Here is a 23350-nt window from a genome sequence, read left to right on the forward strand (position 1 = left end):
CTGGATGCTCGGCTCGCGGCTGCGCTGATGGGTATTCAGGCGATCAAGGGTGTCGAGGTCGGTGACGGTTTCGACTTGGCGCGGGTGCCGGGTTCGAAGGCGCACGACGAGATCGTGACGACCGAGGAGGGCATCAGGCGGACGTCGGGGCGTTCCGGTGGTACGGAGGGTGGTCTGTCCACGGGTGAGTTGTTGCGGGTGCGTGCGGCGATGAAGCCGATTGCGACGGTGCCGCGTGCGTTGGCGACGGTTGATGTGGTTACGGGTGAGGCGGCCAGGGCGCATCATCAGCGTTCGGATGTGTGTGCGGTGCCGGCGGCGGGGATTGTCGCCGAGGCGATGGTCGCGTTGGTGCTGGCGGATGCGGTGGCGGAGAAGTTCGGTGGTGACAGCGTGCCGGAGACGCGGCGCAACGTGCGGTCCTACCTCGACAACCTGCACATCCGGTGACCGGCCCGCGGATCGTTCTCGTCGGCCCCATGGGCGTGGGCAAGACGACGGTCGGAGAGCTGCTCGCCGACCGTCTCGGCATCACGTTCCGGGACACCGACGCCGACATCGTGGCCGCCCAGGGCCGGGAGATCTCCGACATCTTCGTCGACGAGGGTGAGGCGTACTTCCGAGAGCTGGAGAAGGCCGCCGTCGCCACGGCCCTCGCCGAGCACGACGGTGTCCTCGCGCTCGGCGGCGGTGCCGTCCTCGACGCGTCGACGCGTGCGCTGCTCTGCGAACACCCCGTCGTCTGTCTCTCGATGGACGTCGAGGAAGCCGTCAAGCGCACCGGCCTCAACCAGGCCCGCCCGCTCCTCGCGGTCAACCCCCGCAAGCAGTGGCGCGAGCTGATGGACGCCCGCCGTCCGCTGTACGCCGAAGTCGCCCGCGCGGTCGTCGCCACCGACGGCCGCACCACCGATGAGGTCGCCCGAGCGGTCCTCGACGCACTGGAGTTGAAGGAAGCATGACGACGGAGCAGACCCCCACCCGCATCCACGTCGGGGGCACCGCCGGCACGGATCCGTACGAGGTCCTGGTCGGTCGGCAGCTCCTCGGCGAGCTGCCCGGCCTCATCGGCGACCAGGCCAAGCGGGTCGCCGTGATCCACCCCGAGGCGCTCGCCGAGACCGGCGACGCGCTCCGCCAGGACCTCGCCGACCAGGGATACGAGGCGGTCGCCATCCAGGTGCCGAACGCCGAGGAGGCCAAGACGGCGGAGGTCGCCGCGTACTGCTGGAAGGCCCTTGGCCAGTCCGGCTTCACGCGCAGCGACGTCATCGTCGGCGTGGGCGGCGGCTCCTCCACGGACCTCGCCGGGTTCGTGGCGGCGACCTGGCTGCGCGGCGTGCGGTGGATCGCCGTACCGACCACGGTGCTCGGCATGGTGGACGCGGCCGTCGGCGGCAAGACGGGCATCAACACCGCCGAGGGCAAGAACCTCGTCGGCTCCTTCCACCCGCCGGCCGGCGTCCTCTGCGACCTCGCGGCGCTCGACTCGCTCCCGGTGAACGACTACGTCTCCGGACTCGCGGAGATCATCAAGGCCGGCTTCATCGCCGACCCGGCGATCCTGGAACTCATCGAGGCTGACCCGCAGGCGGCCCGCACGCCCGAGGGCCCGCACACCGCCGAGCTGATCGAGCGCTCCATCAGGGTCAAGGCCGAGGTCGTCTCCGGCGACCTCAAGGAGGCGGGCCTGCGCGAGATCCTCAACTACGGGCACACCCTCGCGCACGCCATCGAGAAGAACGAGCGCTACAAGTGGCGCCACGGTGCCGCGGTCTCCGTCGGCATGCACTTCGCGGCCGAACTCGGCCGCCTGGCGGGCCGCCTCGACGACGCCACGGCCGACCGGCACCGCACGGTCCTCGAATCGGTCGGGCTCCCGCTGACCTACCGCTACGACCAGTGGCCCAAGCTGCTCGAGACCATGAAGGTCGACAAGAAGTCCCGCGGTGACCTGCTGCGCTTCATCGTCCTCGACGGCTTGGGCAAGCCGACCGTCCTTGAGGGTCCCGACCCGGCCGTACTGCTCGCCGCCTACGGCGAAGTGGGCCAGTAGTACCAAGTAGCATCCGCTGTACGTGGCCGTCGGATCGGGCCACGGGCACTTCACGGCCTCCCCGGCCGTTCACACAACGACGGCCGGGGGCGGTACCGTTCGGTAACGGGCGGCCCGGCCGCCGCCCGACCAGCGTCAGTCGCACGAGACGGAGTGGCACCGGATGCAGCACGCAGTGGGATCTCCGCTGCCGCCGCCCCACCAGCCGGGGCACGGACCGGCCACCGGCTGGTCGCCGGCCGCACACCACCCGAGCGCTCCGCCTCCCGGAGCGCAGGACCACGCAGCGATGGCCCCCGGCTTCACGGGCGGGCCCGCTCCGCAGCCACCGGGACAGCTGCCGCACGCCACGCACGCGCAGGGGCAGACTCCGATGCCGCACGCCCCGGCCGCGCCCCAGCCCCCTTCGCACGGCCCCGGCCCGGTGCCCGTGCCCCCGGAGAGCACGGGCCACGTCCAGCTGCCGCCGGGCGGCCCCGTCGCGATGCCGAGCCCGCCGCAGGGCACGGCGCCGACCGACACCGGCGCCACGACGCTCGCCGTGCTGCTCATCGGCCCCGCGGGTGCGGGCAAGACGAGCGTCGCCAAGTACTGGGCGGAGCACCGGCGCGTGCCGACCGCCCACATCAGCCTCGATGACGTACGGGAGTGGGTGCGCTCCGGGTTCGCCGACCCCCAGACCGGCTGGAACGACCACTCCGAAGCGCAGTACCGCCTGGCCCGCCGCACCTGCGGCTTCGCCGCCCGCAACTTCCTGGCCAACGGCATCTCCTGCGTCCTGGACGACGCGGTCTTCCCCGACCGCCCGGTCGTCGGCCTCGGCGGCTGGAAGCGCCATGTGGGCCCCGGCCTGCTGCCGGTGGTCCTGCTCCCCGGCCTGGAGGTCGTCCTGGAGCGCAACGCCGAGCGCAGCGGCAACCGCCGCCTGACCGACGAGGAAGTGGCCCGCATCCACGGCCGCATGGCCGGCTGGTACGGCTCGGGCCTGCCCATCATCGACAATTCCCAACTCGACGTCCCCGCCACGGCCCGCATCCTCGACGACGTCCTGGCCCGCGCCATCGCGAGCCCCCCGCAGTGGTAGCCCCGGCCGTCGGCCACGGCTGACACCAGCACTGGTGAGCGGCGCCGCCCGGTCGGACGCGCCCGCCGGGCCGTGCGGGCGCGGCGCTCGTAGGCTCGCCCCATGTCAGAGGTGTACGCGGTCCGCAGGGAGCGGGTCAGGGAGCGCTGTGCCGCCGGTGGTGGCGCCGCGGCGCTGGTCTCCCGGCCCGCCAACGTCCGCTATCTCGCCGGTGCCGCTCCCGCCGGAGCCGTACTCCTCGTCGGCAAGGACGAGGACGTACTGCTCTGCGGGAGCCCGCCCGGCGACCAGCAGAGCGAAGGGCGGCCCGACGAGGCGCTGCGGCTGCGGGCGCTGCCCACGCCGGGTGCCGACCCGGCCGTCGCGGGAGCAGGCCTGGCGGTCGCCCAGGGCGCCGACGTGCTGGCCGTCGAGGAGCACCATCTGACCGTCGGCAGGCACCGCGCGCTCGCGTCGGTCGCGCCCGGGCTGCGCCTGACGGATCTCGGGACGGCCGTCGAGCAGCTGCGCCTGGTCAAGGACGAGGAGGAACTCTCCTGCCTGCGGATCGCCGCCGAGATCGCCGACCAGGCACTGGGCGAGCTGCTCGAATCCATTCTCGTGGGGCGCACGGAGCGGCACCTGGCGCTGGAGCTGGAGCGGCGGCTCATCGACCACGGGGCGGACGGGGCGGCGTTCCCGACGTCGGTCGGCACCGGCCCGAACTCCGGCAGGGGCGGCCACCGGCCCTCGGACCGGCGGGTGGAGGAGGGCGACTTCCTCTCCGTGTGCCTGGGGGCGAGCTACCGCGGATACCGCTGCGAGATCGGGCGTACCTTCGTCATCGGCACGTCGCCCGCCGACTGGCAGATCGAACTGTACGACCTGGTCTTCGCGGCGCAGCGGGCCGGGCGCGAGGCCCTTCTGCCCGGCGCCGCCTGCCGTGATGTGGACCGGGCGGCACGTCACGTACTGGGCTCCGGCGGCTATACGGAAGGGCTTGCTCCACTGACTGGACATGGTGTGGGGCTCGAAATCGACGAGGACCCGCAGTTGGCGCCCGCGGCCATGGGTAAACTGGACGCCTGCGTGCCGGTCACCGTCGAACCGGGGGTTCACCTCCCGGGCCGGGGCGGTGTCCGGATCGATGACACGCTAGTCGTGCGCCCCGAGGCGGACGGCGGACCCGAGCTACTCACCATCACGACCAAGGAATTGCTCGCGCTCTGACGTGCGCGCGTGAACCGGGGTCGTCCACCAGTCAGTCAGTGCAGGAGATTGAAGCAACCGTGGCTTCCACGAACGACCTCAAGAACGGCCTGGTGCTCAAGCTCGAAGGCGGCCAGCTCTGGTCCGTCGTCGAGTTCCAGCACGTAAAGCCCGGCAAGGGCCCGGCCTTCGTGCGCACCAAGCTCAAGAACGTGCTCTCCGGCAAGGTCGTCGACAAGACGTTCAACGCCGGCGTCAAGGTCGAAACGGCCACGATCGACAAGCGCGACATGCAGTTCTCCTACATGGACGGCGACTACTTCGTCTTCATGGACATGGAGACCTACGACCAGCTGCACGTCGACCGCAAGGCCGTCGGCGACGCCGCCAACTTCCTGATCGAGGGCTTCACCGCCACCGTCGCGCAGCACGAGGGCGAGGTGCTCTTCGTCGAGCTGCCCGCCGCCGTCGAGCTGACCATCCAGGAGACCGAGCCGGGCGTCCAGGGCGACCGCTCCACCGGCGGCACCAAGCCCGCCACCCTGGAGACCGGCCACCAGATCCAGGTGCCGCTCTTCATCACCACGGGCGAGAAGATCAAGGTCGACACCCGTGACAGCGGCTACCTCGGCCGGGTGAACAGCTAACCGTGGCTGCTCGTAACACGGCCCGCAAGCGCGCCTTCCAGATCCTCTTCGAGGCAGACCAGCGCGGTACCGACGTCCTGACGGTGCTCGCCGACTGGGTGCGCCACTCGCGGTCCGACACCCGGCAGCCGCCGGTGAGCGAGTACACGATGGAGCTCGTCGAGGGATACGCGGAGCATGAGCGCCGCATCGACGAACTCATCGCGCAGTACGCCGTCGGATGGACCCTGGACCGCATGCCGGTCGTCGACCGGAACATCCTGCGCCTCGGCGCCTACGAGCTCGTCTGGGTCGACGGGACGCCGGACGCCGTGGTGCTCGACGAGGCGGTCCAGCTCGCCAAGGAGTTCTCCACGGACGACTCGCCCGCCTTCGTCAACGGTCTGCTCGGACGCTTCAAGGATCTGAAGCCGTCCCTGCGCCGGGACGAGGCATAAGGCGTCGTCGTACGTCATCGGAGGGCCCGCAGCCAACAGCTGCGGGCCCTCCGATTTTCTCTGTGCCGCCGATTCTTCTCCGTGCCGGAATGCGCCCGGGCATACGGAAAACCGCCGGGGCGGCCGCGCCTTTCGGCTGTGGCCGCCCCGGCGGCACGTTTCTGCTGTTCTCCCGCGCTGCGGCTCAGACCTCTTCGTGGGCGACGGCGCGGCGCGCGTCCGCGTCCAGGACGCCCCAGCTGATCAGCTGCTCGGTCAGGACCGAGGGGGACTGGTCGTAGATGACGGCGAGGGTGCGCAGGTCGTCCTGGCGGATCGAGAGCACCTTGCCGTTGTAGTCGCCGCGCTGCGACTGGATCGTGGCGGCATAGCGCTGGAGCGGGCCGGCCTTCTCCTGCGGGACGTGGGCGAGACGCTCCAGGTCGAGGACGAGCTTCGGCGGCGGCTCGGCGGCGCCGCCGGGAGCGGTACCGGGAAGCAGTTCCTGCACCGGGACGCCGTAGAAGTCCGCCAGCTCGGCGAGGCGCTGCACGGTCACGGCACGGTCGCCGCGCTCGTACGACCCCACGACGACCGCCTTCCAGCGTCCCTGGGACTTCTCCTCGACTCCGTGGAGGGAAAGGCCCTGCTGGGTGCGGATCGCGCGGAGCTTGGCCCCGAGCTGCTTGGCGTATTCGCTGGACATATAGCTCCCCGGACGCTGCGACAATCATGCGGCTCCGCCGCGTGGCTGGTAACTCACTGTGAGGTTACGCAGCGTTACTTGCTTGCGTCAAGCCGAATGGTCCTTACCGCCCCTTCGGTGGAGCCCGATGACGTGCCCGGTCTTGTCTGCTGGTAGTCTGACTGGCGCAATTCCGACGTCCTTTAACGTCCGTCCTGTGAGGCGGAGAAGGAGGTCCGTTTCATATGGACACGCAAGACACGCAGGACCCGCAGGACTCCGCTGTCGCGCGCCCCGTACTCGAGGGCCCGGACATCGCGCGGGTGCTGACCCGCATCGCCCACGAGATCGTCGAACGCGCCAAGGGCGCCGACGACGTGGTGCTGCTCGGCATTCCCACCCGCGGCGTCTTCCTCGGCCGTCGGCTCGCCGAGAAGCTCGAAGCGATCACCGGCCGCACGATCCCGGTCGGCTCCCTCGACATCACCATGTACCGCGACGACCTGCGCATGCATCCGCCGCGCGCGCTCGCCCGCACCGAGATCCCCGGTGACGGCATCGACGGCCGCCTGGTCGTCCTCGTCGATGACGTGCTCTTCTCCGGCCGCACCATCCGCGCCGCCCTGGACGCGCTGAACGACATCGGCCGCCCCCGCGCGGTCCAGCTCGCCGTCCTCGTCGACCGCGGCCACCGCGAACTGCCCATCCGCGCCGACTACGTGGGCAAGAACCTGCCCACGTCGCTGCGGGAGACGGTCAAGGTGCAGCTCGCCGAGGAGGACGGCCGCGACGCCGTGCTGCTCGGCGCCAAGCCCGCCACCGCTTAAAGGCCCCGCTCCCCCCGCACGGGCCCGGGGCACACCCCTGCGCGCCCGCGTGCCCGCAGACCTCCACACACCGGAGTACACGCAGATGATGCGACACCTCATCTCGGCCGCCGACCTCTCCCGCGACGACGCCGTCCTCATCCTCGACACGGCCGAGGAAATGGCGCGGGTCGCCGACCGGCCGATCAAGAAGCTGCCCGCCCTGCGCGGCCGCACCGTGGTCAACCTCTTCTTCGAGGACTCGACCCGGACCCGGATCTCCTTCGAGGCCGCCGAGAAGCGCCTCTCCGCCGACGTCATCAACTTCGCCGCCAAGGGATCGAGCGTCTCCAAGGGCGAGTCCCTGAAGGACACCGCGCAGACCCTGGAGGCGATGGGCGTCGACGCCGTCGTCATCCGGCACGGCGCCTCCGGAGCGCCCTACCGCCTGGCGACCTCCGGCTGGATCGACGCCGCCGTCATCAACGCGGGCGACGGCACCCACCAGCACCCCACCCAGGCCCTGCTCGACGCCTTCACCATGCGACGCCGCCTCGTCGGCCCCGACGCGGGACTCGGCCAGGACCTCGCGGGCAAGCACATCACCCTCGTCGGCGACGTCCTGCACAGCCGCGTCGCCCGCTCCAACGTCGACCTGCTGCACACCCTCGGCGCCGAGGTCACCCTCGTCGCCCCGCCCACACTGGTGCCGGTCGGCGTCGAGCAGTGGCCCTGCGAGGTCAGTTACGACCTGGACCGGGTGCTGCCGAAGTCCGACGCCGTGATGATGCTGCGGGTGCAGCGCGAGCGCATGAACGCGGCGTTCTTCCCCACCGAGCGCGAGTACTCGCGGCGCTACGGCCTGGACGGCGAGCGCATGGCGAAGATGCCGGAGCACGCCATCGTCATGCACCCGGGCCCGATGGTCCGCGGCATGGAGATCACCGCCGAGGTCGCCGATTCCGACCGCTGCACGGTCGTCGAGCAGGTCGCCAACGGCGTCTCCATCCGCATGGCCGTCCTCTACCTCCTGCTCGGCGGCAACGAGCCCGCCGTCACCCACACCCGGCCCACCGATTCGGAGAGCAAGTAACCATGAGCAAGATCCTGATCCGCGGTGCGAAGGTGCTGGGCGGCGAGGCGCGGGACGTCCTCGTCGACGGCGGGACCATCGAGGCCGTCGGCGCCGGGCTGAGCGCCGAGGGCGCCGAGGTCGTGGAGGCCGGGGGCAAGATCCTCCTGCCGGGCCTCGTCGACCTCCACACCCACCTGCGCGAGCCGGGCCGCGAGGACTCCGAGACCGTCCTGACCGGCACCCGCGCCGCCGCCTCCGGTGGCTACACCGCCGTCTTCGCCATGGCCAACACCTTCCCCGTCGCCGACACCGCCGGCGTCGTCGAGCAGGTCTACCGGCTCGGCAAGGAGTCCGGCTACTGCGACGTGCAGCCCATCGGCGCCGTCACCGTGGGCCTCGAGGGCAAGAAGCTGGCCGAGCTCGGCGCCATGCACGAGTCCGCCGCGGGCGTCACCGTCTTCTCCGACGACGGCAAGTGCGTCGACGACGCCGTGATCATGCGCCGCGCCCTGGAGTACGTGAAGGCCTTCGGCGGTGTCGTCGCGCAGCACGCGCAGGAGCCGCGGCTGACCGAGGGCGCCCAGATGAACGAGGGCGTCGTCTCCGCGGAGCTCGGCCTCGGCGGCTGGCCCGCCGTCGCCGAGGAGTCGATCATCGCCAGGGACGTCCTGCTCGCCGAGCACGTCGGGTCCCGCGTCCACATCTGCCACCTGTCCACCGCGGGCTCCGTGGAGATCGTGCGCTGGGCCAAGTCGCGCGGCATCGACGTGACGGCCGAGGTCACCCCGCACCACCTCCTCCTCACCGACGAGCTGGTCCGTTCCTACAACCCCGTCTACAAGGTCAACCCGCCGCTGCGCACCGAGCGCGACGTCATGGCGCTGCGCGAGGCCCTCGCCGACGGCACGATCGACATCGTCGCCACCGACCACGCCCCGCACCCGCACGAGGACAAGGACTGCGAGTGGGCCGCGGCCGCCATGGGCATGGTCGGCCTGGAGACCGCCCTGTCCGTGGTGCAGCAGACGATGGTCGAGACGGGCCTGCTGACCTGGGAGGCCGTCGCCGACCGGATGTCCTTCAAGCCCGCCGCCATCGGCCGGGCGACCGGTCACGGCCGTCCCGTCTCGGCAGGTGAGCCTGCCAACCTCGTCCTGCTCGACGCCGATTACCGTGGGGCAGTGGACCCCGCGGGCTTCGCCTCGCGCAGCCGCAACACTCCCTATGAGGGCCGTGAGCTGCCGGGCCGCGTCACGCACACGTGGCTCAGGGGCCGGGCCACGCTCGTCGACGGGAAGCTCACGTGACATCACTGCTCGAACTGGCCGCCGAGAAGGAATCGGCGGAAGTGACCGACTGGGCCGCACGCATCGGCTGGGTCGTCGGTCTGCTGCTCTTCATCGCGCTCGTCTACTGGCTGATGCACGAGGGCTGGAAGTGGCGCGGCACGCTCCAGGGCGACCTGCCCGAGCTGCCTGCCGCGCCGGATGACCCCGGTCCGGCCAGACTTGAGCTGAGCGGCAGGTACCACGGCTCCACCACGGCGGGGCAGTGGCTCGACCGCATCGTGGCGCACGGCCTCGGCACCCGCAGCCGCGTCGAGCTGACGCTCACCGACGCGGGCCTGGACGTCGTACGCCCCGGCGCGAGCGACTTCTTCATCCCGCTCGCACAGCTGCGCGAGGCCCGCCTCGACAAGGGCATCGCCGGCAAGGTCCTCACGGAGGGCGGTCTGCTGATCGTCACGTGGGAACACGGCGGCAAGCTGCTCGACTCCGGCTTCCGCTCGGACCACGCGGCCGAGCAGGCCGAGTGGGTCGAGACGCTCAACACCATGATCGACCAGAACAGCACTACGGAAGGCACCGCACGATGACGACCTCCAAGCAGGGGACGGCCTCGCAGAGGAAGGGGGCGCTTCCCGCCGTACTCGTCCTGGAGGACGGCCGCGTCTTCCGCGGCCGCGCCTTCGGGGCCGTGGGGGAGACCTTCGGCGAAGCGGTGTTCTCCACCGGCATGACCGGCTACCAGGAGACCCTGACCGACCCCTCGTACGACCGCCAGATCGTGGTCGCCACCGCCCCGCAGATCGGCAACACGGGCTGGAACGACGAGGACGACGAGTCGGGCCGCATCTGGGTCTCCGGTTACGTGGTCCGCGACCCGGCCCGCATCCCCTCGAACTGGCGCGCGAAGCGTTCGCTCGACGACGAGCTGGCCGCCCAGAACGTCGTCGGCATCAGCGGCGTCGACACCCGCGCCCTCACCCGTCGCCTGCGCGAGAGCGGCTCCATGCGCTCCGGCATCTTCTCGGGCGAGGCCCTGGCCACCGACGCAGAGCTGGTCGCCCGCGTCCAGGCACAGCCCCACATGAAGGGCGCGAGCCTGTACGAGGAGGTCGCCACCAAGGAGGCCTACGTCGTCCCGGCCGTCGGCGAGAAGCGGTTCACCGTCGCCGCCATCGACCTCGGCATCAAGGGCATGACCCCGCACCGCATGGCCGAGCGCGGCATCGAGGTGCACGTGCTGCCCGCCACCGCCACCGAGGAGGACGTGTACGCCGTCGCCCCCGACGGTGTCTTCTTCTCCAACGGCCCCGGTGACCCCGCCACCGCCGAAGGACCGGTCGCCCTGATGACCGCCGTCCTCAAGCGGAAGACGCCGCTCTTCGGCATCTGCTTCGGCAACCAGATCCTCGGCCGCGCCCTCGGCTTCGGCACGTACAAGCTGAAGTACGGCCACCGCGGCATCAACCAGCCGGTGCAGGACCGCACCACCGGCAAGGTCGAGGTCACCGCGCACAACCACGGCTTCGCCGTGGACGCGCCGCTCGACAAGGCCGCCGACACCCCCTTCGGCCGCGCCGAGGTCTCCCACGTCTGCCTCAACGACAACGTGGTGGAAGGCCTCCAGCTGCTCGACCAGCCGGCCTTCTCCGTCCAGTACCACCCCGAAGCCGCCGCGGGCCCGCACGACGCCGCGTACCTCTTCGACCGTTTCGTATCGCTGATGACCGCAGAAGGAGCCCAGCGTGCCTAAGCGCACCGATATCCAGTCCGTCCTGGTCATCGGCTCCGGCCCGATCGTCATCGGCCAGGCCGCCGAGTTCGACTACTCAGGCACCCAGGCGTGCCGCGTCCTCAAGTCCGAGGGCCTGCGCGTCATCCTCGTCAACTCCAACCCGGCGACGATCATGACCGACCCGGAGATCGCCGACGCGACCTACGTCGAGCCGATCACCCCCGAGTTCGTCGAGAAGATCATCGCCAAGGAGCGCCCCGACGCGCTCCTTCCCACCCTCGGCGGTCAGACGGCCCTCAACACGGCCATCTCCATGCACGAGCAGGGCGTCCTTAAGAAGTACGGCGTCGAGCTCATCGGCGCCAACGTCGAGGCCATCAACAAGGGCGAGGACCGCGACCTCTTCAAGGGCGTCGTCGAAGAGGTCAAGAAGAAGATCGGGCACGGCGAGTCCGCCCGCTCGTACATCTGCCACTCCATGGACGACGTCCTCAAGGGCGTCGACGAGCTCGGCGGCTACCCCGTCGTCGTCCGTCCCTCCTTCACGATGGGCGGCGCCGGTTCCGGTTTCGCGCACGACGAGGAGGAGCTGCGCCGCATCGCGGGCCAGGGCCTCACCCTCTCGCCGACCACCGAGGTGCTCCTGGAGGAGTCCATCCTCGGCTGGAAGGAGTACGAGCTTGAGCTGATGCGCGACAAGAACGACAACGTCGTAGTCGTCTGCTCCATCGAGAACTTCGACCCGATGGGCGTCCACACCGGCGACTCGATCACCGTCGCCCCGTCGATGACGCTCACCGACCGCGAGTACCAGATCCTGCGGGACGTCGGCATCGCGATCATCCGCGAGGTCGGCGTCGACACCGGCGGCTGCAACATCCAGTTCGCGGTGAACCCCGAGGACGGCCGGGTCATCGTCATCGAGATGAACCCGCGCGTCTCGCGGTCCTCCGCGCTCGCATCCAAGGCCACCGGCTTCCCGATCGCGAAGATCGCCGCCAAGCTGGCCGTCGGCTACACGCTGGACGAGATCCCGAACGACATCACCGAGAAGACCCCGGCCTCCTTCGAGCCGACCCTCGACTACGTCGTCGTCAAGGCCCCGCGCTTCGCCTTCGAGAAGTTCCCCTCGGCGGACTCGACCCTGACGACCACCATGAAGTCGGTCGGCGAGGCCATGGCGATCGGCCGCAACTTCACCGAGGCGCTGCAGAAGGCGCTCCGCTCGCTGGAGAAGAAGGGCTCGCAGTTCACCTTCGTGGGCGAGCCCGGCGACAAGGCCGGGCTGCTGGCGCAGGCGGTCCGTCCCACCGACGGCCGCATCAACTCCGTCATGCAGGCCATCCGCGCCGGCGCGACGCCCGAGGAGGTCTTCGACGCCACGAAGATCGACCCGTGGTTCGTCGACCAGCTCTTCCTGATCAAGGAGACCGCCGACGACCTCGCCGCCGCCGAGCGCCTCGACGCCGAGCTGCTCGCCGACGCCAAGCGGCACGGCTTCTCCGACTTCCAGATCGCCGAGATCCGCGGCCTGCGCGAGGACGTCGTCCGCGAGGTGCGCCAGGCCCTCGGGGTGCGCCCGGTCTACAAGACGGTCGACACCTGCGCCGCCGAGTTCGCCGCGAAGACCCCGTACTTCTACTCCTCCTACGACGAGGAGAACGAGGTCGCCAAGCGCGAGAAGCCCGCGGTGATCATCCTGGGCTCCGGCCCGAACCGCATCGGCCAGGGCATCGAGTTCGACTACTCCTGCGTCCACGCCTCCTTCGCGCTGAGCGACGCGGGCTACGAGACCGTGATGGTCAACTGCAACCCCGAGACCGTCTCCACCGACTACGACACCTCCGACCGGCTCTACTTCGAGCCGCTCACCCTGGAGGACGTCCTGGAGATCGTCCACGCCGAGTCCCAGGCCGGGCCGATCGCGGGCGTCATCGTCCAGCTCGGCGGCCAGACCCCGCTCGGCCTCTCGCAGGCGCTCAAGGACAACGGCGTGCCGGTCGTCGGCACCCCGCCCGAGGCCATCCACGCCGCCGAGGACCGCGGTGCCTTCGGCCGCGTCCTCGCCGAGGCCGGGCTTCCCGCGCCGAAGCACGGCACCGCGACGACGTTCGCGGAAGCGAAGGCGATCGCCGACGAGATCGGCTACCCGGTCCTGGTGCGCCCCTCGTACGTGCTCGGCGGCCGCGGCATGGAGATCGTCTACGACGAGACCCGCCTCGCCGCGTACATCGAGGAGTCGACCGAGATCAGCCCCTCGCGGCCGGTCCTCGTGGACCGCTTCCTCGACGACGCGATCGAGATCGACGTGGACGCGCTCTACGACGGCGAGGAGCTCTACCTCGGCGGCGTCATGGAGCACATCGAGGAGGCCGGCATCCACTCCGGCGACTCGGCGTGCGCGCTGCCCCCGATCACCCTCGGCGGCTTCGACATCAAGCGCCTGCGCGCCTCCACCGAGGGCATCGCCAAGGGCGTCGGCGTACGCGGACTCATCAACATCCAGTTCGCGATGGCCGGCGACATCCTGTACGTCCTTGAGGCCAACCCGCGCGCGTCGCGCACCGTCCCCTTCACCTCGAAGGCGACCGCCGTGCCGCTGGCCAAGGCCGCCGCGCGCATCTCGCTCGGCGCGACCGTCGCCGAGCTGCGCGCGGAGGGCATGCTCCCGGCCGTCGGCGACGGTGGCACGCTCCCCATGGACGCGCCGATCTCCGTCAAGGAGGCCGTCATGCCGTGGTCGCGCTTCCGCGACATCCACGGCCGCGGCGTCGACACCGTCCTCGGCCCGGAGATGCGCTCCACGGGCGAGGTCATGGGCATCGACTCGGTGTTCGGCACCGCGTACGCCAAGTCGCAGGCGGGCGCCTACGGCCCGCTGCCGACCACGGGCCGCGCGTTCATCTCCGTCGCCAACCGCGACAAGCGCTCGATGATCTTCCCGGCCCGCGAGCTGGTCGCGCACGGCTTCGAGCTGTTCGCCACGTCCGGCACGGCCGAGGTCCTCAAGCGCAACGGCCTCAACGCCACGGTGGTGCGCAAGCAGTCCGAGGGCGAGGGCCCGAACGGCGAGAAGACCATCGTCCAGCTCATCCACGACGGCGGCGTCGACCTCATCGTCAACACCCCGTACGGCACCGGCGGCCGCCTCGACGGCTACGAGATCCGTACGGCGGCCGTGGCGCGCTCCGTGCCGTGCCTGACGACGGTGCAGGCGCTCGCCGCCGCCGTACAGGGCATCGACGCGCTGGGCCGCGGTGACGTGGGCGTCCGTTCGCTCCAGGAACACGCGGAACGCCTGACAGCGGCCCGCGACTAGCAGCCCACAAGGGGGACACCGGAAACACGGTGTCCCCCTTCTGGTGAGGACACCCGACTTCCGGTGAGAACACCGAGGACACCCAACATGTACAAGCAGTTCTTCCACCTCGTCTTCCAGCGGATGGACCCGGAGCAGGCCCACCATCTGGCCTTCCGCTGGATCCGCCTCGCGGCCCGCATCCCCGTCCTGCGCACCTTCGTCGCGGCCGTCCTCGCGCCGCGCCACAAGGAACTGCGCACCGAGGCCTTCGGGCTGCGGATGCACGGGCCCTTCGGCCTCGCGGCGGGCTTCGACAAGAACGCCGTCGCGATCGACGGCATGTCGATGCTCGGCTTCGACCACATCGAGATCGGCACCGTCACGGGCGAGCCGCAGCCCGGCAACCCCAAGAAGCGGCTGTTCCGCCTCGTGCAGGACCGCGCGCTGATCAACCGCATGGGCTTCAACAACGAGGGATCGGCGGCCGTGGCCGAGCGCCTCGCGTCCCGCAGGCCCGTCTTCAGGACGGTCGTGGGCGTGAACATCGGCAAGACCAAGGTCGTCCCCGAGGAGGAGGCCGCCGCCGACTACGTGAAGTCGACCGAGCGGCTCGCCCGCCACGCCGACTACCTCGTGGTCAATGTCTCCTCGCCGAACACCCCGGGCCTGCGCAACCTCCAGGCCACCGAGTCGCTGCGGCCCCTCCTGACGGCCGTCCGCGAGGCCGCCGACCGCAGCGTCGAGGGCCGCAGGGTCCCGCTGCTCGTCAAGATCGCGCCCGACCTGGCCGACGACGACATCGACGCGGTCGCCGACCTCGCCGTCGAGCTCGGTCTGGACGGCATCATCGCCACGAACACCACCATCGCGCGCGAGGGCCTGGGCCTGACGTCCGAGCCCGCTCTCATCGCGGAGGCCGGCGGGTTGTCCGGCGCCCCCCTCAAGAAGCGCTCCCTGGAGGTCCTGCGCCGCCTCTACGCGCGCGTGGGCGACCGGATCACCCTGGTGGGCGTCGGCGGCGTCGAGAACGCCGAGGACGCCTGGCAGCGCATCCTCGCGGGCGCCACCCTGGTCCAGGGCTACAGCGCCTTCATCTACGAAGGGCCCTTCTGGGGCCGCGCGATCCACAAGGGCCTCGCCGCACGCCTGCGCACGAGCCCGTACGCCACCCTCGCCGACGCCGTCGGCGCCGACGTGAGGAAGCCCGCATGAGCGCCCTTGAACCCTTCGGCACGCGCCTGCGCCACGCCATGGACCAGCGCGGCCCCCTGTGCGTCGGCATCGACCCGCACGCCTCGCTGCTGTCCGCCTGGGGCCTGAACGACGACGTCGCGGGCCTGGAGCGGTTCACCCGCACCGTGGTCGAGGCGCTGGCAGGCACCGTCGCCGTCTTCAAGCCGCAGAGCGCCTTCTTCGAGCGGTTCGGCTCGCGCGGCACCGCCGTCCTGGAGAAGGCGGTCGAGGAGCTGCGGGCGGCCGGTGCCCTGGTGGTCATGGACGCCAAGCGCGGCGACATCGGTTCGACGATGGCCGCGTACGCCGAGACCTTCCTGCACAAGGACTCCCCGCTGTTCAGCGACGCCCTCACGGTCTCGCCCTACCTCGGCTACGGCTCCCTTCGGCCGGCCGTCGACCTCGCCCGCGAGAACGGCGCGGGACTCTTCGTCCTCGCCCTCACCTCCAACCCCGAGGGCGCCGAGGTGCAGCACGCCGTGCGCGAGGACGGGCGCACCGTCGGGGCCACCGTCCTCGGACACCTCGCCGCGGAGAACGCGGGCCAAACGCCGCTCGGGTCCTTCGGCGCGGTCGTCGGCGCGACGCTGGGCGACCTGTCGTCGTACGACCTCGCGATCAACGGCCCGCTGCTCGCCCCCGGCATCGGCGCGCAGGGAGCGACGCCCGGGGACCTTCCCGGCGTCTTCGGGGCGGCCGTGCGCAATGTCGTGCCGAGCGTCAGCCGCGGCGTGCTCCGCCACGGACCCGACGTCACGGGCCTGCGCGACTCCGCCGCGCGCTTCTCGGACGAGATCAGGGCGGCCCTCGAAGCGCTCTGAGCGGGGCGACGGACCCGCCGCACGCACTGCGTTGACGGCCCGTTGACGAATTGCCCGGCCAAATCCGGGGCGAAATGCCTGATATGTACGGCTCGACAGAGGCTGACCAGGACTTTTCGTCTGTTCTCGCTGACTCCGGCGGCCATGCCCGCTAGTCTCCGACGAGAGCCAACGGGCAAGCGCGTTGCACGTTGCTCACCTGGTGTGGGGCGATCAGGTCCCGCACCGGTCCGTATCCGACAGTTCGACATCCGAGGTGACGTAGGCGTGGCTCTTCCGCCCCTTACCCCTGAACAGCGCGCAGCCGCGCTCGAAAAGGCCGCCGCGGCTCGCCGGGAGCGGGCCGAGGTCAAGAATCGACTCAAGCACTCCGGTGCCTCGCTTCACGAGGTCATCAAGCAGGGTCAGGAGAACGATGTCATCGGCAAGATGAAGGTCTCCGCCCTTCTGGAGTCCCTGCCTGGCGTGGGCAAGGTCCGCGCCAAGCAGATCATGGAGCGTCTTGGCATCTCCGAGAGCCGCCGTGTGCGGGGTCTCGGCTCCAACCAGATCGCGTCGCTCGAGCGAGAGTTCGGTGGCGGTGCCGCCGGCTGATGTTCTCGGGCACTCCTGAGAACCTGGATAATCGCTGCATGGCTGCAACACCCCGGGGGACGTCCCCCGTACCCCCGGACGTACGTCCGCGGCTGACCGTGCTCTCCGGCCCCTCCGGGGTCGGCAAGAGCACGGTCGTCGCCCATATGCGAAAAGAACACCCCGAGGTCTGGCTCTCGGTCTCCGCCACCACCCGCAAGCCGCGGCCCGGTGAGAAGCACGGTGTCCAGTACTTCTTCGTCTCCGACGACGAGATGGACAAGCTCATCGCCAACGGCGAGCTCCTGGAGTGGGCCGAGTTCGCGGGCAACCGCTACGGGACCCCGCGCCGCGCCGTCCTCGATCGCCTGGAGGCGGGCGAGCCCGTCCTCCTGGAGATCGATCTGCAGGGCGCGCGCCTGGTCCGCGAGTCGATGCCCGAGGCACAGCTGGTCTTCCTCGCCCCGCCGAGCTGGGACGAGCTGGTCCGCCGGCTCACCGGCCGGGGGACCGAGGCGCCGGAGGTGATCGAGCGCAGGCTCGTCGCCGCCAAGGTGGAGCTCGCCGCCGAGGCCGAGTTCGACACGACCCTGGTCAACACCTCCGTCGAGGACGTGGCCCGTGAGCTGCTAGCCTTGATGAAGGTTCTTTAATCTTTACCCTTGGTCCTGACTTCTGGTCTCGACCCCATTGGATCCCATCGGAAGGCGAAGAGTGTCCTCTTCCATCACCGCGCCCGAGGGCATCATCAACCCGCCGATTGATGAGCTGCTCGAAGCCACCGACTCGAAGTACAGCCTGGTGATCTACGCCGCCAAGCGCGCGCGTCAGATCAACGCGTACTACTCCCAGCTCGGTGAGGGCCTCCTGGAGTACGTCGGCCCCCTGGTGGACACCCACGTCCACGAGAAGCCGCTCTCGATCGCGCTCCGCGAGATCAACGCGGGTCTGCTGACGTCCGAGGCCATCGAGGGCCCGGCCCAGTAAGCGGTTCATTCCCTCACCACAGGCCCGGCAGCACGGCTGCCGGGCCTGTGGTGTGTCATGGAGCAGTACGCATCCGACTGCGGATCCGAGCGCGGGGAGACAGAGGCAGTGACCGAGAAGCCGAAGGTAGTCCTGGGGGTGAGCGGTGGCATCGCCGCCTACAAGGCGTGCGAGCTGCTGCGTCGCCTTACCGAGTCGGGCCACGAGGTGCGCGTCGTACCGACCGCGTCGGCGCTGCACTTCGTCGGCGCCGCGACGTGGTCCGCGCTCTCCGGGAACCCCGTCTCCACCGAGGTCTGGTCCGACGTCCACGAGGTGCCGCACGTCCGCATCGGGCAGCACGCCGACCTCGTGATCGTCGCCCCCGCCACCGCCGACATGCTCGCCAAGGCGGCCCACGGCCTGGCTGACGACCTGCTCACCAACACGCTCCTGACGGCCCGCTGTCCGGTGGTCTTCGCCCCCGCCATGCACACGGAGATGTGGGAGCACCCCGCCACCCAGGAGAACGTCGCGACCCTGCGCCGCCGCGGCGCGCTCGTCGTCGAGCCGGCCGTCGGCCGCCTCACCGGCGTCGACACCGGCAAGGGCCGCTTCCCCGACCCCGTCGAACTCTTCGAGGTCGTACGCCGGGTCCTGGCGCGCGGCGATCTCGCCCGGGACCTCGCGGGACGCCATGTCGTGGTCAGCGCGGGCGGCACCCGTGAGCCCCTGGACCCGGTGCGCTTCCTGGGCAACCGCTCCTCCGGCAAGCAGGGCTACGCGCTCGCCCGCACCGCCGCCGCGCGCGGCGCCCGCGTCACGCTCGTCGCGGCCAACACGACGCTGCCCGACCCCGCGGGCGTGGACGTCGTGCCGGTCGGTACCGCGGTCCAGCTGCGCGAGGCCGTCCTGAAGGCCGCAGCCGACGCCGACGCGGTCGTGATGGCCGCCGCCGTCGCCGACTTCCGCCCCGAGACGTACGCGACGGGAAAGATCAAGAAGAAGGACGGCCAGGATCCGGCGCCGATCGCCCTGGTCCGCAACCCCGACGTCCTTGCCGAGCTCGCGGGGGAGCGGCCGCGCGCGGGGCAGCTTGTCGTCGGCTTCGCCGCGGAGACGGACGACGTCCTGGCCAACGGCCGCGCCAAGCTCGAACGCAAGGGCTGCGACCTGCTGGTCGTCAATGAGGTCGGCGAGCGCAAGACCTTCGGCTCCGAGGAGAACGAGGCGGTGGTGCTCGGCGCCGACGGCAGCGAGACGCCGGTCCCGTACGGCCCCAAGGAGGCCCTCGCGGACACGGTCTGGGACCTGGTCGCGCAACGGCTGGCCTGAGGCCCCGGGGGCCTCATCCTGCCTCCATCTCGCCTCTCGGTCTCACCATCCGGACAAGCGGCCCCGAGTTTCGTACGCAACTTTCGCCTTCTGGCGGAACTCGGCCACTTTCCGGCGGTTCTCTTGACGGCGTCCGCGCAGGCAGGGCTCAATGTCACCTTCGCCGATCGGGCGCCTCAAACCCGGGAAAATGGGGTACGAAGCCCCGTGGTGGAGACGGATCGGCGTACCGTGCAAGGCAGTGCCGCAGGTCACAGGGTTCCCAAGTTGCGAGACATGTGGACCTGCGGCCGAGTGTGACCGATAAACTGGTCTCGGACGACGTCGGGCGCAGCCCCCGGCCGTCCACCCATGATCAGCCAGCAGCCGCTGCAACCACAGGGAGCGATGTGTCCCGGCGCCTCTTCACCTCGGAGTCTGTGACCGAGGGTCACCCCGACAAGATCGCTGACCAGATCAGCGACACCATTCTCGACGCGCTTCTGCGGGAGGACCCGACCTCCCGGGTCGCCGTGGAGACGCTGATCACCACCGGCCTCGTCCATGTGGCCGGCGAGGTCACGACGAAGGCGTACGCGCCGATCGCGCAGCTCGTGCGCGACAAGATCCTCGAGATCGGTTACGACTCCTCGAAGAAGGGCTTCGACGGCGCCTCCTGTGGCGTGTCGGTGTCCATCGGCTCGCAGTCCCCCGACATCGCGCAGGGCGTCGACACGGCGTACGAGAAGCGTGTGGAGGGCGATGAGGACGAGCTCGACAAGCAGGGCGCGGGCGACCAGGGCCTGATGTTCGGCTACGCCTGCGACGAGACCCCGGAGCTGATGCCGCTCCCGATCCACCTCGCGCACCGGCTCTCGCGCCGCCTCTCCGAGGTGCGCAAGAACGGCACCATTCCCTACCTGCGCCCCGACGGCAAGACCCAGGTCACCATCGAGTACGACGGCGACAAGGCCGTCCGCCTCGACACGGTCGTGGTCTCCTCGCAGCACGCGAGCGACATCGACCTGGACTCGCTGCTCGCTCCCGACATCCGCGAGTTCGTCGTCGAGCCGGAGCTCAAGGCGCTCATCGAGGACGGCATCAAGCTGGAGACCGACGGCTACCGCCTCCTGGTCAACCCCACAGGACGCTTCGAGATCGGCGGCCCGATGGGCGACGCCGGCCTGACCGGCCGCAAGATCATCATCGACACGTACGGCGGCATGGCCCGCCACGGCGGCGGCGCCTTCTCCGGCAAGGACCCGTCCAAGGTCGACCGCTCGGCCGCCTACGCCATGCGCTGGGTCGCCAAGAACGTCGTCGCGGCCGGCCTCGCGGCCCGCTGCGAGGTCCAGGTCGCCTACGCCATCGGCAAGGCCGAGCCGGTCGGTCTCTTCGTCGAGACGTTCGGCACGGCCACGGTCGACACGGAGAAGATCGAGAAGGCCATCGGCGAGGTCTTCGACCTCCGCCCGGCCGCGATCATCCGCGACCTCGACCTGCTCCGCCCGATCTACTCGCAGACCGCCGCGTACGGCCACTTCGGCCGGGCGATCCCCGACTTCACGTGGGAGCGCACGGACCGCGTGGACGCGCTGCGGGAGGCGGCGGGACTGTAGTCCCGGTTCTCCGAGGCTCGGCCGAGGCCCGGTATCCCTGCGGGGGTGCCGGGCCTCGGCGTTCTTCGGGCGCTGTCAGTGCGGTCTGGTAGGAATGCAGCTGTGAGCAGGGAGAACGAAGGGCCGGGGGAGGCCGAGGAGCCGGAGCAGCTTGCGCTGATCCGGGAGTCGGTGCGCAGGGCCAAGGTGCCGCGGGCCAAGCCGAGGACGTGGCGGGGGGCCGCGCTGGCCAAGGAGCTGCCGGTCGCGCGGGTGCTCGTCGACAAGGGCGTGCTGCATCTCGACCGGTACTTCGACTATGCCGTGCCCGAGGAGCTCGATGAGGTCGCCCAGCCGGGGGTGCGGGTGCGGGTGCGGTTCGGGGCCGGGTCGCGGAACGTGCGGGAAGGGCGGCGCGAAGGGGGCGGGCTGATCGACGGGTTCATCGTCGAACGGCGCGCCGAGAGCGAGTACACCGGGCCGCTCGCCGCCCTCGCCCAGGTCGTGTCGCCGGAGCCGGTGCTCGACGGCGGGCTGCTCGATCTGGCGCGGGCGGTCGCCGACCGGTATGCGGGCAGCCTCGCCGATGTGCTGCAGCTGGCGATCCCGCCCCGCCACGCGCGGGCCGAGGCGCGCGAGTCGCCCGAGCCGCCCGCTCCGCCCCGCCCACCGGAGCCGGGCACCTGGCGGCGGTACGGGCACGGGGCCGAGTTCGTCGAGGCGCTGGCCGCGGGGGGCGCGCCCCGCGCCGTGTGGACGGCGCTGCCGGGACCGCAGTGGGCCGAGGAGATCGCCCGCGCCGTCCAGGCCACGCTCGCCTCGGGACGCGGCGCACTCGTCGTCGTACCGACCGGGCGTCCCGCCGCGCGCGTGGACGCCGCGCTCACCGAACTGCTCGGCGAGGGGCAGCACGCGCTGCTGACCGCCGACGCCGGGCAGGAGCGCCGGTATCAGGAGTGGCTCTCCGTGCGGCGCGGGGCCGTGCGGGCCGTCGTCGGCACCCGGGCCGCCATGTTCGCGCCGGTACGGGATCCGGGGCTGGTCGTCGTCTGGGACGACGGGGACTCCAACCACAGCGATGACCGGGCGCCCTTCCCGCATGTGCGGGAGGTCCTGGAGCTGCGGGCCTCGCGGGACAAGTGCGGCTTCCTGCTGGGTAGTTGGAGCTGCACCGTGGAGGCCGCGCAGCTCGTCGAGAGCGGCTGGGCCGCGCCGCTCGTCGCCGATCGCGAACAGGTGCGGGGCGCCGCGCCGCTGGTGCGGACCGTGGGCGACGGGGACCTCGCCCGGGACGAGGCGGCGCGGGCCGCGCGGCTGCCGACGCTGGCCTGGCGGGCCGCGCGGGAAGGGCTGAAGCACGGGCCCGTGCTGGTGCAGGTGCCGCGGCGCGGGTATGTGCCGCGGCTGGCCTGCGAGCGGTGCCGCGAGCCCGCGCGCTGCCGGCGGTGCGCGGGACCGCTGGAGGCGCAGGACAGCGGCTCCGCCCTGCGGTGCGGCTGGTGCGGGGTGGAGGAGGCGCAGTGGCACTGCGAGTCCTGCGGCGGGTTCCGGCTGCGCGCGCAGGTGGTGGGGGCCCGGCGGACCGCCGAGGAGCTGGGCCGGGCGTTTCCGGCGGTGCCGGTGCGCACGTCGGGGCGGGAGCAGGTGCTCGACACGGTGCCGGGGACTCCGGCGCTGGTGGTGAGCACACCGGGGGCCGAGCCCGTCGCCGAGGGCGGTTACGCGGCGGCCTTGCTGCTCGACGGGTGGGCCATGCTGGGCCGGCCCGATCTGCGGGCGGGCGAGGACGCGCTGCGGCGGTGGATCGCGGCCGCGTCGCTGGTCCGTCCGCAGGGTGCGGGCGGCACGGTCGTGATCGTGGCCGAACCGACGCTGCGGCCCGTGCAGGCGCTGGTGCGGTGGGACCCCGTCGGCCACGCGGTGCGTGAGCTCGCGGACCGCGCCGAGCTGAACTTCCCGCCGGTGTCGCGGATGGCGGCGGTGTCCGGGGCGCCCGAGGCGCTCACGGAGTTCCTGGCAGCCGCCGAACTGCCGTCGGACGCCGTGGTACTGGGACCCGTCCCGGTGCGGGAGGCAGGACCGGCGCCGGCCCGCCGGGGTGCGGGTGCGCCGGGCGGGGAGCAGGCGGAGCGGGTGCTGGTCCGGGTGCCGCCGGGGAGCGGGGCGGCGCTCGCGGCGTCGCTGAAGGTGGCGCAGGCCGCGCGGATGGCCCGGGGGGCCAAAGGGGCCAGGGAGGCGGCGGGCGAGGCGGTGCGGATCCGGGTCGACCCGCTGGACATCGGCTGACCCTCGCGGCTGCCCCGCATGGTTGCTGCTGGTGAGCATGTCGCGGCTGTCCCGCCCGGTTGCTGCCGGTGCGCATGTCGCGGGCTGTCCCGCAAGGTCGTTTGCCGGTCTGCACGTCGCGGCTGCCCCGCCCGGTTGCTGCCGGTCTGCACGTCGCTGCTGCCCCGCCCGGTCGCTGCCGGTTCGCACGTCGCCGCTGCCCCGCACGGACCGGCATCGGACATGAAGCTGCCCCCTCGTCCTTGGCGGAGGAGCGAGGGGGCAGCGGCCATGGGGCGGA

General features: G+C 71.2%; 22 protein-coding genes. 21 read left to right on the forward strand and 1 reads right to left on the reverse strand.

Features of this window, described 5'->3' with window-relative positions:
- From AC07DI_RS29915 to nusB, 7 genes are all read left to right on the forward strand, one after another.
- On the forward strand, positions 1-450 hold a 450-nt coding region (locus tag AC07DI_RS29915; RefSeq protein WP_478907283.1), incomplete at its 5' end, for a chorismate synthase.
- Entirely contained in the window at positions 447-962 is a 516-nt protein-coding gene (locus tag AC07DI_RS29920; RefSeq protein ID WP_384263670.1) for a shikimate kinase, read from the forward strand. The genes AC07DI_RS29915 and AC07DI_RS29920, both read left to right, overlap by 4 nt.
- Positions 959-2056: a 3-dehydroquinate synthase gene (aroB, locus tag AC07DI_RS29925; RefSeq protein WP_384263668.1), complete on the forward strand. Its 1098-nt coding sequence runs from the start codon at positions 959-961 to the stop codon at positions 2054-2056. The genes AC07DI_RS29920 and aroB overlap by 4 nt, the downstream gene beginning before the upstream one ends.
- Positions 2057-2219: 163 nt before the next feature.
- Positions 2220-3140, forward strand: coding sequence for a Pro-rich N-terminal domain-containing protein (locus AC07DI_RS29930; protein WP_478907285.1), 921 nt, complete (start codon positions 2220-2222; stop codon positions 3138-3140).
- Between the two features lie 102 nt (positions 3141-3242).
- On the forward strand, positions 3243-4349 hold the full coding sequence (locus AC07DI_RS29935) for an aminopeptidase P family protein (protein ID WP_384263663.1): 1107 nt from the start codon (positions 3243-3245) through the stop codon (positions 4347-4349).
- 59 nt (positions 4350-4408) lie between these two features.
- Positions 4409-4975 carry an elongation factor P gene (gene efp, locus AC07DI_RS29940; protein ID WP_365577681.1) on the forward strand — a complete coding sequence of 189 codons (567 nt, stop codon included), beginning with the start codon at positions 4409-4411 and terminating at the stop codon, positions 4973-4975.
- A gap of 2 nt (positions 4976-4977) precedes the next feature.
- Positions 4978-5412: a transcription antitermination factor NusB gene (gene nusB / locus AC07DI_RS29945; RefSeq protein ID WP_384263661.1), complete on the forward strand. Its 435-nt coding sequence runs from the start codon at positions 4978-4980 to the stop codon at positions 5410-5412.
- A 184-nt stretch (positions 5413-5596) separates the two neighbouring features.
- Here the strand turns inward: nusB and bldD are convergent, their stop codons facing one another.
- Positions 5597-6097, reverse strand: coding sequence for a transcriptional regulator BldD (gene bldD, locus AC07DI_RS29950; RefSeq protein ID WP_030787240.1), 501 nt, complete (start codon positions 6095-6097; stop codon positions 5597-5599).
- 224 nt (positions 6098-6321) lie between these two features.
- Here bldD and pyrR point away from each other — a divergent pair, with 224 nt between their 5' ends.
- The 14 genes from pyrR (at position 6322) to AC07DI_RS30020 (ending at position 23070) form a co-directional block, all read left to right on the forward strand.
- On the forward strand, positions 6322-6903 hold the full coding sequence (pyrR, locus tag AC07DI_RS29955; RefSeq protein WP_384257928.1) for a bifunctional pyr operon transcriptional regulator/uracil phosphoribosyltransferase PyrR: 582 nt from the start codon (positions 6322-6324) through the stop codon (positions 6901-6903).
- A gap of 85 nt (positions 6904-6988) precedes the next feature.
- Positions 6989-7975 carry an aspartate carbamoyltransferase catalytic subunit gene (locus AC07DI_RS29960; RefSeq protein WP_384258095.1) on the forward strand — a complete coding sequence of 329 codons (987 nt, stop codon included), beginning with the start codon at positions 6989-6991 and terminating at the stop codon, positions 7973-7975.
- A gap of 2 nt (positions 7976-7977) precedes the next feature.
- Complete coding sequence (locus AC07DI_RS29965; RefSeq protein WP_384257931.1) at positions 7978-9264, forward strand: dihydroorotase; 1287 nt, start codon at positions 7978-7980, stop codon at positions 9262-9264.
- Positions 9261-9833, forward strand: a complete 573-nt coding sequence (locus AC07DI_RS29970; RefSeq protein ID WP_478907289.1) for a PH-like domain-containing protein — start codon at positions 9261-9263, stop codon at positions 9831-9833. Before AC07DI_RS29965 ends, AC07DI_RS29970 begins: the two co-directional genes overlap by 4 nt.
- A complete protein-coding gene (carA, locus tag AC07DI_RS29975) occupies positions 9830-10996 on the forward strand; it encodes a glutamine-hydrolyzing carbamoyl-phosphate synthase small subunit (protein ID WP_478907291.1) in 1167 nt (388 codons plus the stop codon). The genes AC07DI_RS29970 and carA overlap by 4 nt, the downstream gene beginning before the upstream one ends.
- Positions 10989-14297 (forward strand): carbamoyl-phosphate synthase large subunit, encoded by a 3309-nt coding sequence (gene carB / locus AC07DI_RS29980; protein WP_478907293.1) that lies wholly within the window; start codon positions 10989-10991, stop codon positions 14295-14297. Before carA ends, carB begins: the two co-directional genes overlap by 8 nt.
- Before the next feature lie 87 nt (positions 14298-14384).
- The gene (locus AC07DI_RS29985) at positions 14385-15491 is read left to right on the forward strand and encodes a quinone-dependent dihydroorotate dehydrogenase (RefSeq protein WP_384257940.1); all 1107 of its coding nucleotides are present in this window, start codon (positions 14385-14387) and stop codon (positions 15489-15491) included.
- Positions 15488-16333: an orotidine-5'-phosphate decarboxylase gene (gene pyrF, locus AC07DI_RS29990; RefSeq protein ID WP_478907295.1), complete on the forward strand. Its 846-nt coding sequence runs from the start codon at positions 15488-15490 to the stop codon at positions 16331-16333. Before AC07DI_RS29985 ends, pyrF begins: the two co-directional genes overlap by 4 nt.
- A gap of 267 nt (positions 16334-16600) precedes the next feature.
- Positions 16601-16927 carry an integration host factor gene (locus tag AC07DI_RS29995; RefSeq protein ID WP_055564204.1) on the forward strand — a complete coding sequence of 109 codons (327 nt, stop codon included), beginning with the start codon at positions 16601-16603 and terminating at the stop codon, positions 16925-16927.
- A gap of 38 nt (positions 16928-16965) precedes the next feature.
- The gene (gene gmk / locus AC07DI_RS30000) at positions 16966-17559 is read left to right on the forward strand and encodes a guanylate kinase (protein WP_384257945.1); all 594 of its coding nucleotides are present in this window, start codon (positions 16966-16968) and stop codon (positions 17557-17559) included.
- Between the two features lie 61 nt (positions 17560-17620).
- Positions 17621-17893, forward strand: a complete 273-nt coding sequence (gene rpoZ, locus AC07DI_RS30005; RefSeq protein WP_005319902.1) for a DNA-directed RNA polymerase subunit omega — start codon at positions 17621-17623, stop codon at positions 17891-17893.
- A gap of 57 nt (positions 17894-17950) precedes the next feature.
- Complete coding sequence (coaBC, locus tag AC07DI_RS30010) at positions 17951-19207, forward strand: bifunctional phosphopantothenoylcysteine decarboxylase/phosphopantothenate--cysteine ligase CoaBC (RefSeq protein ID WP_478907298.1); 1257 nt, start codon at positions 17951-17953, stop codon at positions 19205-19207.
- A gap of 389 nt (positions 19208-19596) precedes the next feature.
- Positions 19597-20805: a methionine adenosyltransferase gene (gene metK, locus AC07DI_RS30015; protein ID WP_478907300.1), complete on the forward strand. Its 1209-nt coding sequence runs from the start codon at positions 19597-19599 to the stop codon at positions 20803-20805.
- A gap of 102 nt (positions 20806-20907) precedes the next feature.
- Positions 20908-23070, forward strand: a complete 2163-nt coding sequence (locus AC07DI_RS30020; RefSeq protein WP_478907302.1) for a primosomal protein N' — start codon at positions 20908-20910, stop codon at positions 23068-23070.
- The last annotated feature ends 280 nt before the right edge of the window (positions 23071-23350 follow it).

It is taken from the genome of Streptomyces sp. NPDC044106, assembly GCF_056433985.1.